Annotated in this window: 8 protein-coding genes and 3 pseudogenes; 9 read left to right on the forward strand and 2 right to left on the reverse strand. The window is 72.2% G+C overall.

What is annotated here, in order from left to right; all coding sequences use genetic code 11:
* The first annotated feature begins 17 nt into the window (after positions 1–17).
* Positions 18–1,010, forward strand: a complete 993-nt coding sequence (locus ACZ53N_RS14285) for an ABC transporter permease (protein WP_469141152.1) — start codon at positions 18–20, stop codon at positions 1,008–1,010.
* The gene (locus tag ACZ53N_RS14290) at positions 1,007–2,884 is read left to right on the forward strand and encodes a dipeptide ABC transporter ATP-binding protein (protein WP_469141153.1); all 1,878 of its coding nucleotides are present in this window, start codon (positions 1,007–1,009) and stop codon (positions 2,882–2,884) included. The genes ACZ53N_RS14285 and ACZ53N_RS14290 overlap by 4 nt, the downstream gene beginning before the upstream one ends.
* Positions 2,885–2,969: 85 nt before the next feature.
* Here ACZ53N_RS14290 and ACZ53N_RS14295 read toward each other — a convergent pair whose 3' ends face one another.
* On the reverse strand, positions 2,970–4,433 hold the full coding sequence (locus tag ACZ53N_RS14295) for an NAD(P)/FAD-dependent oxidoreductase (RefSeq protein ID WP_469141154.1): 1,464 nt from the start codon (positions 4,431–4,433) through the stop codon (positions 2,970–2,972).
* A gap of 147 nt (positions 4,434–4,580) precedes the next feature.
* Positions 4,581–5,624 (reverse strand): DUF3533 domain-containing protein, encoded by a 1,044-nt coding sequence (locus ACZ53N_RS14300; protein ID WP_469141155.1) that lies wholly within the window; start codon positions 5,622–5,624, stop codon positions 4,581–4,583.
* Positions 5,625–5,974: 350 nt separating this feature from the next.
* Between ACZ53N_RS14300 and ACZ53N_RS14305 the strand changes: the two genes are divergently transcribed.
* The 7 genes and pseudogenes from ACZ53N_RS14305 to ACZ53N_RS14335 all read left to right on the forward strand — a co-directional run bounded on the left by ACZ53N_RS14305 (position 5,975) and on the right by ACZ53N_RS14335 (position 14,120).
* Positions 5,975–7,486 (forward strand): glycosyltransferase family 39 protein, encoded by a 1,512-nt coding sequence (locus tag ACZ53N_RS14305; RefSeq protein WP_469141156.1) that lies wholly within the window; start codon positions 5,975–5,977, stop codon positions 7,484–7,486.
* Positions 7,487–7,616: 130 nt separating this feature from the next.
* Positions 7,617–11,081 carry a DNA polymerase III subunit alpha gene (locus tag ACZ53N_RS14310; RefSeq protein ID WP_469141157.1) on the forward strand — a complete coding sequence of 1,155 codons (3,465 nt, stop codon included), beginning with the start codon at positions 7,617–7,619 and terminating at the stop codon, positions 11,079–11,081.
* A pseudogene (locus ACZ53N_RS14315) lies at positions 11,078–11,584 on the forward strand (Y-family DNA polymerase); the annotation flags it as partial. The gene ACZ53N_RS14310 and the pseudogene ACZ53N_RS14315, both read left to right, overlap by 4 nt.
* A gap of 214 nt (positions 11,585–11,798) precedes the next feature.
* Positions 11,799–12,128 (forward strand): annotated as a pseudogene (locus tag ACZ53N_RS14320) (lipase); the annotation flags it as partial.
* A 458-nt stretch (positions 12,129–12,586) separates the two neighbouring features.
* Entirely contained in the window at positions 12,587–12,796 is a 210-nt protein-coding gene (locus tag ACZ53N_RS14325) for a hypothetical protein (protein WP_469141158.1), read from the forward strand.
* The gene (locus ACZ53N_RS14330) at positions 12,780–13,304 is read left to right on the forward strand and encodes a DUF6879 family protein (RefSeq protein ID WP_469141159.1); all 525 of its coding nucleotides are present in this window, start codon (positions 12,780–12,782) and stop codon (positions 13,302–13,304) included. Before ACZ53N_RS14325 ends, ACZ53N_RS14330 begins: the two co-directional genes overlap by 17 nt.
* A pseudogene (locus ACZ53N_RS14335) lies at positions 13,288–14,120 on the forward strand (helix-turn-helix domain-containing protein). Before ACZ53N_RS14330 ends, ACZ53N_RS14335 begins: the two are co-directional and overlap by 17 nt.
* Positions 14,121–14,426: the final 306 nt, after the last annotated feature.

Raw genomic sequence — 14,426 nt, forward strand, 5'->3', positions numbered from 1 at the left:
GAAGAGTCCTGAGAAGCATGACCGGCTACGTCTTCCGGCGGGCCCTGCAGGCCGCGGCGGTGCTCCTCGCGATCACCGCCGCCGCCTTCGGGCTCTTCTACGCCGCACCCTCCGACCCGGCGCTCATCGCCTGCGGCCCCAAGTGCGACACCGCACAGGTCGAGGCCGTCCGCCACAGCATGGGACTCGACCAGCCCCTCGTCACCCAGTACACCGACTATCTGCGCGGACTCGTCGCCGGGCGCACCATCGCCGACGTCGACGGCAGCCCCATCGACTGCGCCGCCCCCTGCCTCGGCTACTCCTACACCCTCCACCAGCCCGTACTCGACGCCATCGGCGACCGGTTCCCCGTGACGCTGTCACTCGCCGCCGGCGCGCTCGTGGTGATCGGGGTGCTCGGCATCGGCGTGGGCTTCCTCGCCGCCCTGCGCCGCGGCACCCCCACCGACCGGCTGCTGTCGGGCTTCACCCTCGTCGGCGCGAGCGTGCAGATCTACTTCCTCGGCTACGTACTGCAGTACCTGCTCGTCTACGCGAGCGACGTCTTCCCGCTCCCCGGCTACAGCCCTCTCGGCGACGGGCCGGGCGCGTGGGTGGCGGGCCTGCTGCTGCCGTGGCTCGTCCTCGGCTTCGTCAACGCCGCCGTCTTCGCCCGCCTCGCCCGCGCGCAGATGCTGGAGACGATGCACGAGGGGTACGTGCGCACCGCGCGCGGCAAGGGCCTCGGCGTCCTGCGGGCCCATCTGAAATACACGGCGCGCGGCGCCGCCGCCCCACTGGTGCAACTACTCGGCCTGGAGGCGGGGGCGCTGTTCGGCGGGGCGTTCATCACCGAGACCGTCTTCGGACTCGGCGGGGTCGGCAAGCTCGCCGTCGACGCCGTCGTCCAGAACGACCTGCCGACGGTGGTGGGCACGGTGCTGCTCGCCGCCTTCTTCGTGGTGGTGTTCGTGGCCGTCGCCGACCTGGTGGTGGCGTGGCTCGACCCGAGGGTGAGGCTGGCATGACACCGGTTCTTCGCGTACGCGACCTGACCGTCTCCTTCTCCGGCTCGGACGGTGCGGTGACGGCCGTCGACGGCCTCTCCTTCGACCTGGCCCGCGGTGAAGTCCTCGGCCTGGTGGGGGAGTCCGGCTCGGGCAAGTCGACGGTGGGGCTCGCGGCGATGGGGCTGCACGACGCGGCCCGGACGAGCGTCGGGGGCAGCATCACCGTCGGGGACGTCGAGGTCGTCGGTGCCCCCGACGCCCGCCTGCGCGGTCTGCGCGGTGCGCGGATCGCCATGGTCTTCCAGGACGCGCTGGCCTCGCTGTCGCCCTTCCACTCCGTGGGGGAGCAACTGGCCGAGGCGTACCGGGTCCACTCCGGCGCGGGCCGGGCCGCGGCCCGCGCCCGGGCGGCGGACATGCTGGACCGGGTCGGGATCCCGGCCGCCCGGGCCCGGGATTATCCGCACCAGTTCTCCGGCGGGATGCGGCAGCGCGTCATGATCGGCATGGCGCTGATCAACGCGCCGGACGTACTGATCGCGGACGAGCCGACGACCGCGCTCGACGCGCGGGTGCAGCGGCAGGTGCTCTCCCTCCTCGCGGAGTTGCGCCAGGAGAGCGGCACGGCGGTGCTGCTCATCACGCACGACGTGGGCGTCGTCGCCGAGACGTGCGACCGGATGCTGGTCATGCGTGACGGCCACCTGATTGAAGAGGGCCCGACCGGCCGACTCCTGACGGCCGCCGAACACCCGTACACCCGCGCCCTGATCGGCGCCGCCCCCACCTTGACGTCGACACCGGGCACGCGCTTGCCGACCGTGCCTTTGCCCTTGCCGGGCGGCGGGGTGGCCTTTTCCGCCGCGACGGCGAATCGGTCGGCGCTGCCCGGGCCGGGCGCCGTCGCGGCGGGGCCTGCCGCCGGGGCCGCGGTGTCGGAACCGCTGGACGCGGCACGGGCCGGGGTGTCTCTTTCCGTCGCGACGGCGAGTCGACCGGCGGCGGTTTCCGGCGGTGCCGGACAGGGGGCTGGTCTCGCCGGGCACCGCCGGTCCGCGTCACCCGGGCCGGGCGACGTCGCGGCGGACATGGCTGCTGCGGCCGAGAGGCCCCTCGCCGAAGTCGTCGACCTGCACGTCGAGTTCGGTGGGCGGCGGCGGGGGCCGTGGGGGCGGCGGGGGGAGCCCGTGCGGGCCGTGCGGGGGGTCGGATTGCGGATCGAGCCGGGGGAGACCCTCGGGCTCGTCGGGGAGTCGGGGTCGGGGAAGTCCACCACCGCCCGCGTCCTCGCGGGGTTGCAGCGGCCCACCGCCGGAGACGTCCGCTTCGACGGGCGGGACATCGCGCGCGCCGCCGTCGACCCCCGGCTCCGCCGCGAGCTGAGCCGCGACGTGCAGCTGGTCTTCCAGGATCCCTACGCCTCGCTCAACCCGCGCCGCACCGTCGAGGAGATCGTCACCACCGGGCTACGGATCCACACCGACCTGGACGCCGCCGCCCGCCGCGCCCGCGCCGTCGAACTCCTCGAACAGGTCGGGCTGGACCCCGCCCATCTGACCCGCTACCCGCACGAGTTCTCCGGCGGCCAGCGCCAGCGCATCGGCATCGCCCGCGCGCTCGCCCCCCGTCCCCGGCTGATCATCGCGGACGAGCCGGTCTCCGCCCTCGACGTGTCCGTGCAGGCCCAGGTGCTCAATCTGCTCATGGACCTCCGCGACGAGCTCGGGCTCTCCCTGCTCTTCGTGTCGCACGACCTCGCCGTCGTACGGCACTTCTGCGACCGCGTCGCCGTCATGCGGGCCGGGGTCGTCGTGGAGAGCGGCTCGCGTGACGAGGTCTTCGACGACCCGAAGGCCGTCTATACGCGGGAGCTGCTCGCCGCGACGATGTGACCTCCGGGGTGAGAAATCCGCGCCGCCGCTCGTGGAGGGGACGGGCGGTGGCGCGGGACGGTGCTCCGCGCCGCCGCCCGTGGCTTCATTCGCCGGGCAACGGCCCGGGCAGCGACCCCGGCAGGGGACCGAGCGCCGGCCCGGGCAACAGCCGCATCGCGTCCCTGCGCGGGGCGGCACGGAGCAGACGCAGCAGCACCGCGGGGTGGACCAGGCCCGCCGGACTGCCGAGCATGTGCTGGACGCGGGCGAACCGGCGGTAGACCGCGGGGTCGTCGGGGAGGACGGCGAGGAGGTTCAGCACGTACCAGCGGGCGATCCGGTGGACCATCGACGGTCGGCAGGCACGGCCCGCCGGGTCGACGCCGGTGGCCAGCGTCCACGGCACGCGGACGATCCGGGCGCAGCGCCGCTGGAACCGCTGGGCGAACCCGGCCGGGTCCCCGGCCGTGGCGCACTGCCGGACCATGCTGCGCAGCAGCGTGGCCTCGGCGGCGGCGACGGTCATCCCCTGCCCGTAGACGGGGTTGAAGGTGCACACCGAGTCGCCGAGCGCGATCAGCCCGTCCGGCCAGGGAGTCACCTTGTGGAAGAGCGTCCAGCGGTTGCCGGGGTGGGTGTAGCGGTGGGCGCGGGAGAGCGGGGTGCCCTCCGCCACGCACGCGGCGACGTCGGGATTGCGCAGCGTCGCCGCGAACTCCTTGAACCCCGCCTCGTCCGTCGGGGGCAGGTCGCCGGCCGCCGCGATGAGGCAGACGATCCAGCGCCCGCCCTCGACGGTGAGGATGCCACCGCCGCGCGGCACGCCTGGGGCGTACGGGGCTTCGACCGAGGCGAGCCAGTCCTGCCGCTGCCCGGTCTCGGGGATCCGGTACAGCCGCGAGGTGTAGGTGAGCCGGGCGTCGACGACGAGCTGCTCGGGACGGGGGAAGTCGGCCTTCTCCAGCCAGCGGGGCAGCCGGGAGGCGTGCCCGGTGGCGTCCACGATCAGATCGGCCTCGATGGTGAGGCTGTCGGCGCTGGGCCGCTGGGAGAGCCTGCGGCCGGTGACCGCGCGTGCCTGGTTGGTGCCGCGGTCGATGACCAGGCCGTCGGCGTGGAAGCCGTCGAGGGTGTGCACCCCGGGCAGCGCGCTCACGCGCCTGCGCAGCCGGTCCTCCAGCGTGGGCCGGCTGAACGACTGCAGCGGTATGCCCAGCGGGGTGCGCGGCGCCCAGCCGGTGGGCAGCAGGGTGCGGTAGGACGTGCCGAAGTCGAAGACCGGGGCCTCGAGGGCGGCGAGCTCGCCGCGCAGCCCGGGAAAGAGGGCCTCCAGCAGCTGGCCGCCGTGGGCGAGCATGCCGTGCGGGTGATGGGCCTGCGGCACCCCGTCGCGCGGGCCGCCGCCGGGGCGCAGCCGGTCGCGCTCGAGGATGGTGACACGGGCGAAGGTCTCCGAGAGCACCCGGGCGGCGAGCAGTCCCGCGTAGCCGCCGCCGATCACCACGGCGCGGTCCCAGCGGCGCGGCCTCCGGGCTCCGCCCCGGTCATCGCCCGTTCCGAACGCCACAGCCGCCTCCCCCTTCCACCGGAGGCGTCGGCACGCCTCCGCAGTCCGAGCCCACCCCACCAGGGTGGCCTCGCGGCCCGGGCGACACCACCGCTCACCAGAGCATCTGTCGGCGCGCGCGTGCTTCCAAGCGCCGGGCCCGGAGCCTCAAGAGGGCGTCATGCCGTGCGTCTTCCGCCGGAACGCGGCGCAGACGAAAGTAATCACGGTGCCCGCCACCGCCCACGCGGACAGCACCAGCAGCGGGCCGGTCAGCGCGTTGCCCCCGAAGTAGGCGATGGAGCGGGCGGACCAGGTGCCGGCGCCCGGGGGGAGGGCGGGGCCGACGGCCCGCCAGAAGCCCGGCAGCAGCGGGTAGGGGTAGGCGCCGCCCGCGCTCGGATTGCCCATCACCACGACGACGGCGATGGCGAGGCCGATGCCGAGGACGCCCGCCAGCCCCTGGAGGGCCAGCGTGGTGGCGCCGACCGCGAAGACCACCAGCGCGCCCACCCCCCACAGGCCGAGGATGCTGCCGGGCAGCGCGTCGAGCACCGGGCCCGCGATGACGGCGCCGCCCAGGCCCGAGGCGATCGAGTAGAGGGCGAGCGCGGCCAGCCGGACGAAGGCCCGCCGGGGGTTGGCGGGGCGCGCGCCGGCGCTGATGGCGAGGATCGCGGCGCACAGGTATCCGCCCACGCACCAGCCGATCACCAGGTAGAACGAGGACAGCCCCCGGGCGTCGCCCCGGGCGGCGGGGGCGATGTCGATGACCTTCACCTCGCGCTTCTCGGCCCGCTCGGCGCGGGTGACGACCGTCTCGACGGCCTGGGAGAGCGAGGCGCCGGCGCCACTGGCGACGAGCAGGGTGTCGGTGTTGCCGCGCGGGTCGACGATCAGCGCCGCGTCGGTGTCGCGGTCGCGGATCTGCCGCTCGGCCTTCGCCCGGTCGCCGACCGCGCGCGGGTCGAGGGGGTCGCCCGGCAGCTTGCCGAGCTTCTCCGTCAGCTGCCCGCTGATCTGCTGGGGGGCGACGACGCCGAGCGGGATGTCGGTGGGCTTGGGGCTGTGGAAGGCGCCGATGTAGGAGGTGATGAACGCGAGCTGGAGCACCAGGACCCCGACCACCAGCAGCGCGGCACGGCCGGTCACCGCGTTCCGCACCTCCTGGAGGAAGGAGGGGTGGGTGCCGCCGGTCATGTAGCTGGCCATGCGTCGCTCCTCGCCGCGCCGGTTCGTTCTCCGGTTCGTCCGCCGGTGTGATCCTTTTGTCCTCATGGTGCGGGTCCCGAGGGATTGCCGCAGGTGGCGTGGGCCGTTCGGGCGGGCCGGGGGCGGGCGTGGCGGCCGCTGCCGAAACCGACAGGTCAGGGCCGCCCCGCCCCCTTTTTTTGGGTAAAAGGTTTGTATTGCACGTAATGTGCCGAACGTGGGGGGCGCATTCGGCTCGGTGTCACACGCGATGCTGTTCGCCGCCCGTCCCCGGCACCGCCCGGTGCGGGAGTACCGGCGACGAAAGCATCACCGTGACAGTCACCTCGCCCCACCCCCCGATGCCCGTCATGCCCGGCGCGTCCGCCGGCCGTGCCCGCTGGACGCGCGTGGCCGGATGGCTGACGCCGGTCGTCGGGCTCGTCCTCGGGGTATGGGGGAACACGGAACCCTCCGCATGGACCGACGAGATCGTCACCATTGACGTGGCACGGCGGTCCTGGCCGCAGATGATGGAACTGCTGGGGCGGGTCGACGCGGTGCACGGCCTGCACTACGTGCTGATGTACCTGGTCGGGCAGGCGAACGGCGGGCTCAACGAGTTCCTGACGCGGGTGCCCTCCGCGGTGGCGGTGGCCGTCGCGGTAGCCGGTCTCTCCTGGCTGGGACGGCTGCTCGGCGGTCCACGTCTCGGGCTGTACGCGGGGCTGCTGCTCGCCGTTCTGCCGACCGCGTCGCGGTACGCGCAGGAGGCCCGCTCGTTCGCCTTCGTCATGGCGGTGGCGGTGCTGGCCACGGGTGCCCTGGTGAAGGTCCTGTCCGGCCGTGCCCGGGTCCTGTGGCCGGCCGGCTATGCCGTGCTGATAGCCCTGCTGGGCTGGTTCAACGTGCTGGGACTGCTGTTGGTGGCCGCCCACGCGGTCACCGTGGTCCTCCGGCGCCCCGGCCGCCGCGTCGTCGTACGCCTGCTGCTGGCCCAGGCCGCGGGCATCGCCGCCGTCGTCCCGCTGCTGATCCTCGCCTCCGCCCAGAGCTCCGCCGTGGGCGAAGCCGCACCGGTCACCGTCGCAACACCGTTCAACTACTTCACCTGGCTTCTCACTCCCGGCCAGAACACCCTCCCCACCGCGCTCAAGCTCCTGCTCACTCTCACCGCCCTCACCGCCCTGACCCTCCTCGTGGTGCGCCGGCACAAGGCCCCGTCCCTGGCCCTCGCCGTCGGCGTGCCCTGGCTGGCTGTCCCCCCGCTGCTCCTCATGGCCGTGTCCCTCGGCCACCCCCTCTTCGCCTACCGCTATCTGCTGTTCTGTCTGCCGGCCCTGGCCCTGCTGCTCGCGACAGCCGCCACCGTCGTTCCCCCGCGCCGGCAGCTGCTCCTCGTGCTCCTGCCGGCCGTCCCTCTCGCCGCGTCCCACCTCGCCATCCGCCAGGAGGACAGCCGCCAATGGGACACCCGCGCCGTGGTCAGAACCCTGCGCATCCACGACGCCCCCGGCGATGCCGTCCTCTTCAGCGGCGCCCGGTGCGGCCTGATCGCCACCGCCTTCAAGGAGGCGTTCACGGGCCGCCCCGACCTGGGCGCGGCCCGGACCGCCGCCGGGCTCGGCGCCCTGGACAATCTGCCCGCCGACCCGGACCTTCTGCAGCGGCGCCTGACCCACACCCCCCGCGTCTGGCACATCACCTGCAACCACCTCTCCTCCGGCGCCCGCCAGGCCGCCGCCCGCACCGCCGCCTCCCAGGAGCAGATCCTCACCCGCGCCGGCTTCTCCCCGGCCTATCACCACAGCGCCCGCGGCGTGGACATCACGCTCGTACAACGACCTGCCACCGGGCAGTCCGCCGACAAGTCCGCCCACTGACCCGGTGCCATGACAGCGGGCCGGGCTCGGCGTCCGAATCCATTCGTACGAATGTTCGAGAGTTGGTTTATGGTGGATACAGGAGGGGCGGTCCGGATCGGTCAGGGGGTGCACAAGCGCAGGAGGTGCGATGGCAGGGTTCACGCACCTGCACACCGCGTCGGGGTTCTCGATGCGGTACGGGGCCTCGCACCCGGAATGGCTGGCCGAGCGGGCCGCCGAGCGCGGCATGGACGCCATCGCCCTCACCGACCGCGACAGCCTCGCCGGGGCCGTCCGGTTCGCCAAGGCGAGCGCGAAGGCCGGGGTACGGCCGCTGTTCGGCGTTGACCTGGCCGTACGGGAACCCGACCCCGAGGCGAGCCCGACCGTCCGGCGGCGCACCCCGGTGCGCGGCGGGGCGTTCGTCGACGAATCCGCGCCCCGCGCGGTCTTCCTCGCCCGGGACGGCGCGGCCGGCTGGGCGGCGCTGTGCGGGCTGGTCTCCGCCGCCCACGCGGGCGGCACCGAACGGCCCGAACTGACCCGGGCCTCCCTCTCGGGCCTCTCAGGCCTCTCCGGCACGGTGACCGGGGACTCCCCGGTCACCGTGCTGCTCGGCGCGGACTCCGAGGTCGGTCGCGCGCTCGCCGCCGGCCGCCCCGACCGGGCCGCCCGGCTGCTCGCCCCCTGGCGTGAACTGTTCGGTGCCGCCCTGCGGCTGGAGGTCGTCTGCCACGGCCGCACCGGCACCGGCCCCGGCTCGCTGCGGCTCGCCGCCCGCACCACCGGCTTCGCCGTCGAACAGGGCGTACGAGCCGTCCTGACCAACGCCGCGCGCTACGCCGACCCGGGGCAGGGGCCCGTCGCCGACGTCCTCGACGCGGCCCGGCGGCTGGTGCCGATCGACCTCCGCAGGCCCGAAGGGCTCGACAGCGGTGAGCGCTGGCTCAAGGGGCCCGGCGACATGGCCGCCCTCGCCGGCCGGATCGCGGAGGCCGCCGGCTTCCGGCGCGACACCGCGCACCGGCTGCTCGCCATGACCGAGGAGACCGCCGCCGCGTGTCTCGTCGACCCCGAGGACCACCTGGGCCTGGGGTCCGTCCACTTCCCCGAGCCCCACCTGGTCGGAGCCGGGCCGCGCACCGCCGACCGCGTGCTGCGCTCCCGCTGCGCGGCGGGCCTGGTGCTGCGCCGCCACGACCGCGACCGCCGCTACTGGGACCGGCTGGACCTCGAACTGCGCACCATCGAGCAGCGCGGCTTCGCCTCGTACTTCCTCACCGTCGCCCAGGTCGTCGACGACACCCGCGCGCTCGGCATCCGGGTCGCCGCCCGGGGCTCCGGCGCGGGCTCCCTCGTCAACCATCTGCTGGGCATCACCCACGCCGACCCCGTCGAACACGGCCTGCTGATGGAGCGCTTCCTGTCGAGGCGCCGGACCGCGCTGCCCGACATCGACATCGACGTCGAGTCCGCGCGCCGTCTGGACGTCTACCGTGCGATCTTCGACCGGTTCGGCGCGGAACGGGTCGCGACCGTCGCCATGCCCGAGACCTACCGGGTGCGGCACGCCGTGCGGGACGTGGGCGCGGCTCTCGGCATGGAACCCGCCGAGGTGGACCGGCTCGCCAAGGCCTTCCCGCACATCCGGGCGCGCGACGCCCGGGCCGCCCTGGCGGAACTGCCCGAGCTGCGCGGTGTCGCCGCCGGACGGTACGGTCCCGCCGACACCCGGCTGTGGGGCCTCGTCGAGGCACTGGACGCGCTGCCGCGCGGTATCGCCATGCACCCGTGCGGGGTGCTGCTGTCCGACGCGACACTGCGCGGCCGCACCCCTGTCGTGCCGACCAGCGGCGAGGGGTTTGCGATGTCCCAGTTCGACAAGGACGACGTGGAGGACCTCGGACTGCTCAAGCTCGATGTCCTGGGGGTACGGATGCAGTCCGCGATGGCGCACGCGGTGGGGGAGATCGAGCGGGCCACCGGGCACCGGCTGGACCTGGACGACCCCGCCCAGGTGCGGCCGGGCGACCGGGCGACCTACGAGCTGATCCGGTCCGCCGAGACGCTCGGCTGCTTCCAGATCGAATCCCCCGGCCAGCGGGACCTGATCGGACGGCTCCAGCCCTCGACCTTCCACGACCTCGTGGTCGACATCTCGCTCTTCCGGCCCGGCCCGGTCTCCGCCGACATGGTGCGGCCCTTCATCGAGGCCCGGCACGGACGGGCACCCGTCCGCCTCCCGCACCCGGACCTGGCGGAGGCGCTGGGCGAGACCTACGGCGTGGTCGTCTTCCACGAGCAGATCATCGAGATCCTGCGGATCATGACCGGCTGCGACCGGGACCTCGCGGACGAGACGCGCCGCGCGCTGTCCGACCCCGAGCTGCTGGGCCGGGTGCGGGCCTGGTTCGCGGCCGAGGCGGCGGGGCGCGGCTATCCGCCCGACGTCGCCCGCCGCACCTGGGAGATCGTCGAGGCCTTCGGCTCCTACGGCTTCTGCAAGGCGCACGCCGTCGCCTTCGCCGTGCCCACCTACCAGTCCGCCTGGCTGAAGGCGCACCACCCGGCGGCCTTCTACGCCGGGCTGCTCACGCACGACCCCGGGATGTACCCGAAACGCCTGCTGCTGGCGGACGCGCGGCGGCGCGGGGTGCCGATCCTGCCGTTGGACGTGAACCGGTCGGCGGCCGCCTATCGGATCGAACTGGTGTCCGAGAAGGAGGGGTACGGCATCCGGCTCGCGCTCTCCGAAGTGCACGGCATCACCGAGGCCGAGACGGACCGGATCACGGCCGGCCGCCCGTACACCTCGCTCCAGGACCTGTGGTTGCGCGCCCACCCCTCCCGGCCCGTCGCCGAACGGCTCGCGCGGGTCGGGGCGCTGGACGCCTTCGGCACCAACCGCCGGGACCTGCTCCTGCACATCGCCGAACTCCACCGGCGGCAGCGCGGCGCCACGGCCCAGCTGCCGCTGGTCGACAGCGCGCGGGCCGAGCCGGCCGGGCTGCCCGACCTCGACGACGCCGAGCGCCTCGGCGCGGAGCTGAGCGTGCTCGGCATGGACACCTCCCGCCATCTGATGTCCGACCACCGGGAGTTCCTGGCGGAGTTGGGCGCGCTGTCGGCGAAGCGGCTGCGCGACGCGCGGCACGGCGAGACCGTCCTGGTCGCGGGCGCCAAGGCAGCCGTCCAGACCCCGCCGATCCGCTCGGGGAAGCGGGTCGTCTTCGCCACCCTCGACGACGGCACGGGCCTGGTCGACTGCGCCTTCTTCGACGACTCCCACGCCGCGTGCGCGCACACGGTCTTCCACTCCTGGCTGCTGCTGGTTCGCGGGGTGGTGCAGCGCCGCGGCCCGCGCAGCCTCAGTGTGGTGGGCGCGGCGGCGTGGGACCTGGCGGAGCTCACCGCGCTGCGCGCGGAGGGCGGGCTGGGCGCGGTGGCGGCGGTACTGGCGCATCCCACGGTTTCCGCCGGTGCGGTCCCGGACCGGCGCATCCGGATGTCCACCGGCTACGCGATGCATCCGTGGGCGGATCTGCGGCCGGCGGGTGAAGGGGCGGCCACGGGGCGCAAGTTGTGGCACGCGAGCCAGGGGAGTGCGGGATGAACACGCGAAGGCTTTCCCCGGTCCCGCCCCTTCCCGAAACCGGGGGCGGAGGCACCGTCCTGTACGTGCACTTCCACTCCGCCGGGACCGCCCTGGAGGAGGAGACCTATGACGGGCTGCTCGCCCTCCTCGCCGAGGTGACACCCGTCGTCCAGGCGCTGCCCCCCGACGCCGCGCTCATGGACGTCCGGGGCGCGCTGCGCTACTTCGGGCACGATCCGGCCGAACTCGCCGGCATCCTGCGGATCCGGTCGCTCGCCCACTACAGCGTGGACTGCACGGTCGGGATCGCGGGCAATCCGATGCTCGCGCGGATGGTCGCCCAGGACGGGGCGCCCGGAGCGGTCCGCGGGCTGCCCGGCGACCCGGACACGGTGGCGGCGTTCCTCGCGCGCAAACCCGCCGCCGCGCTGTACGGGGTGGGGCCCGCCACTGCCCGCACCCTGTGCTCGTACGGCCTCGACAGCATCGGCCGGATCGCCGAAGCGCCGCTGTCCGCGCTGCAACGCATCCTCGGCGCGACCGCCGGGCGCCGGATCCACGAACGGGCGCGCGGCATCGACCCGACCCCCGTCACCCCCGACGAACGGGCCCGCTCGATGGGTGCCGAGCACCGCTTCACCCACGACGAACTGGACGCGGAGTACCGGCGCCGCGCGCTGCTCACGCTCGCCGACGGCCTCGGGGCCCGGTTGCGGGAGAGCCGGCGACATCGTCCCCGGCGCCCGCGACGCGATCCACGGCCTCACCCCCGGACTGACCGACCAGGCGACGGACTCCGACTTCCTGCGGCGTCTGAACGAGGGCGGCGACACGGTGCCCGGCGTCCGCTACACGGTGATCGCGACGAAGTACGACGAGATCGTCACGCCGTACCGGTCCGGATACCTCTCCGGCCCCGACGTCACCAACGTCCTCATCCAGGACTCCTGCGCGCTCGACCTCTCCGGGCACGTGGCGATCGGCGTCCTCGACCGCCTGGCCTTCCACGAGATCACCAACGCCCTCGACCCCGCCCACGCCACCCCGACCACCTGCGCCGGCTGACCTCCGCCGCACCGCGCGGGCGCCGACCGGCCGCAAAAACCAAAAAACCCCAGCTGAGCTGGGGTTTTTCACTGGTGTCCGAGGGGGGACTTGAACTCTCCTCTCGGGCACCAGCCCCCAACCGCTCTGACCTGGGGAAACGCCCGTCGATAGGCTTGATTTCGGCGGGCGTTTCTCCTGTTCTTTCCTGCTGTTTCAGGCCCTCTCGGGCCCCTGTTGGTCATGCGTTGGTCACGTGACCAACCCTCCTCCGAGGCGCCCACCCTTGGGCTTCCCGGACGGCGCCCATGGGCTACGCCCGGTCTGTACGAGCGCGAGCATCACCACGTACCGGGTGGGCCGGGGCCCTCTTTATGCAAGAACGCGCATAGTCGTGTTCACGCATAGACGTGTGGCGCCACCCCCTCTACGGTCGTTGGGCAGGCGGCCCAAACGGGGCCAGAGCAAGGGGGTTTGGCATGTCCGAACGTTCGGCACTCACCCGGCTCACGGGCAACGGCCACGGCGAGTGCGGAGAGAAGGACTGCCCGAACGTGTACCGCACGGCGACCGGATCGTTCGTGGTGCAGGGCGACGTTTCCGCAGCCTTCACCCCGCCCGCCGGGGAAGGGCTCGTGGAAATCCCGGAGGCGGTTCTCAGGGAGGCAATCCGTGCACTTGGATGGTGACGCGTGGAATGACTGCTTCGACTCCATGGAGCGCGAGGCGTGGCGGCTGGAAACGCTGCCCGTCTACACCATGCCCCAGGAAGCGGAGAAGCTGAAGCGCTTTCTCGCCGGGGAGAAGTCGCCTGACGATTACACCTCGGCGTGGATGGACGAGGTTCGGCAATGGTCCTCGGAAGGAAAGAGCGTCGGCAGGGTCCATGTCGTGACCCGCCCACTCTCGGATTACCTCCGGTTCGAGTTCGAGTATTACTACCGGCACCACGTGAAGGCGGGCGAGGATATCCGCATCCTCGACCTCACCGACCGCGAAAACCCTGGACTACCAGATCAGGACTTTTGGATGTTCGATGAGTCCAAGGTTGTCCTGCTGAATTACCGGACGGACGGGACGCAGATAAACCGGGAATTGTATGAGGGTGATCCGGAGCCTTACCGGCAGTGGAAGCGCATTGCCGTTGCCGAGTCGGTTCCATTCCTGGAGTACGTGAGCGGTGACGTTCGATCCTGAACAGTTGGGGCAGCCAAAGCAGGAACTGGCGGCCCTGCTGAAAGATCTACGCAAGCGAGCCGGCCTCACTGGGGACCGGCTCGCTCGGCGTTGCAACATGTCCCAATCGAAGATCAGTCGGATCGAGAATGGGAAAGTCCTGCCGAGCCTGCTCGACCTGGAGAGAATCCTTCGGGCTGTTGTCGCTCCGCCCGAGGTCACCGAGGAGGTCATCGCTCTCGCGAGGCTGGCCAATACGGAATGGCAAGACCTGCGCTCGCTGCGCCGGAGGGGCCTGGAGGAGAAGCAGACGGAACTTGCCGCCCTGGAATCCTCGTCTACGGAGTTCCGTTTCTTTCTGTTGTCCATGATTACCGGACTGCTGTCCACGCCTGAGTACATTCGAGCCAGCCTTGCCCACTCTCCGGCCGATGTCACTAAGACGATCGCGAGGAAGCTGGAGCGTCAGGAGGTTCTTTACGACACGACGAAGCGTTTTACTTTCGTTCTCACTGAACAAGCCGTGCGGTGGCCACTCCTGCCCCCGGCTGCGATGGCGTTGCAGATTGACCGACTGGCTTCACTGACCCACCTGACGAATGTGAAGCTCGGCGTCATCCCGATAGCGGGGCACAAGCCGATGGCTCCGATGGATACGTTTACCGTCTACGACGACACCCTGGCCACGGTGGAGAACACTACGGGTGTCGTGATCCTGAGAGATCCAAGAGATATCCAAATGCATCTGGATCTGTTTTCCACATTGGAGAGCTATGCGCTTTCGGTGAGGAAGCCAGGGCCCTATTGGCGTCATGGTCCGCTGCCTGCCGTTCTTGATCTTTAGTCCATGACGGGAAAGAACTACACAGCCGCCGCTTTCCAGGTCAATGATTTCCCCCATGACAGCGACCGAGCGAAACGAAGGCAACGGCGTGGGTCGGGGGCTGGAGTACCGGCGGACGTTCGGCCCTGACGATGGTGCGCGCTCATGACCGGGCGCATGACTCTGCGGGTGTCGCATGACGGCGGCCGGACGTTCGGCCCGGTGCGTGAGGTGCAGGTGGACCCGCGCAAGGTGGTGATCCTGGCTGCGCCTTCCAAGTACCCGCCGTGCGGGTGCCCTCGGTGCGCGGGTCGCCTGTC

The sequence above is a fragment of the Streptomyces sp. NPDC033229 genome, assembly GCF_055576875.1.

What these genes read in the sequence shown, in the direction of transcription:
- ACZ53N_RS14285 (WP_469141152.1), top strand. Translation starts at nt 18, where the DNA reads ATGACCGGCTACGTCTTCCGGCGGGCCCTGCAGGCCGCGGCGGTGCTC.
- ACZ53N_RS14290 (WP_469141153.1), top strand. Translation starts at nt 1,007, where the DNA reads ATGACACCGGTTCTTCGCGTACGCGACCTGACCGTCTCCTTCTCCGGC.
- ACZ53N_RS14300 (WP_469141155.1), bottom strand. Translation starts at nt 5,624, where the DNA reads ATGGCCAGCTACATGACCGGCGGCACCCACCCCTCCTTCCTCCAGGAG.
- ACZ53N_RS14305 (WP_469141156.1), top strand. Translation starts at nt 5,975, where the DNA reads ATGCCCGGCGCGTCCGCCGGCCGTGCCCGCTGGACGCGCGTGGCCGGA.
- ACZ53N_RS14310 (WP_469141157.1), top strand. Translation starts at nt 7,617, where the DNA reads ATGGCAGGGTTCACGCACCTGCACACCGCGTCGGGGTTCTCGATGCGG.
- ACZ53N_RS14325 (WP_469141158.1), top strand. Translation starts at nt 12,587, where the DNA reads ATGTCCGAACGTTCGGCACTCACCCGGCTCACGGGCAACGGCCACGGC.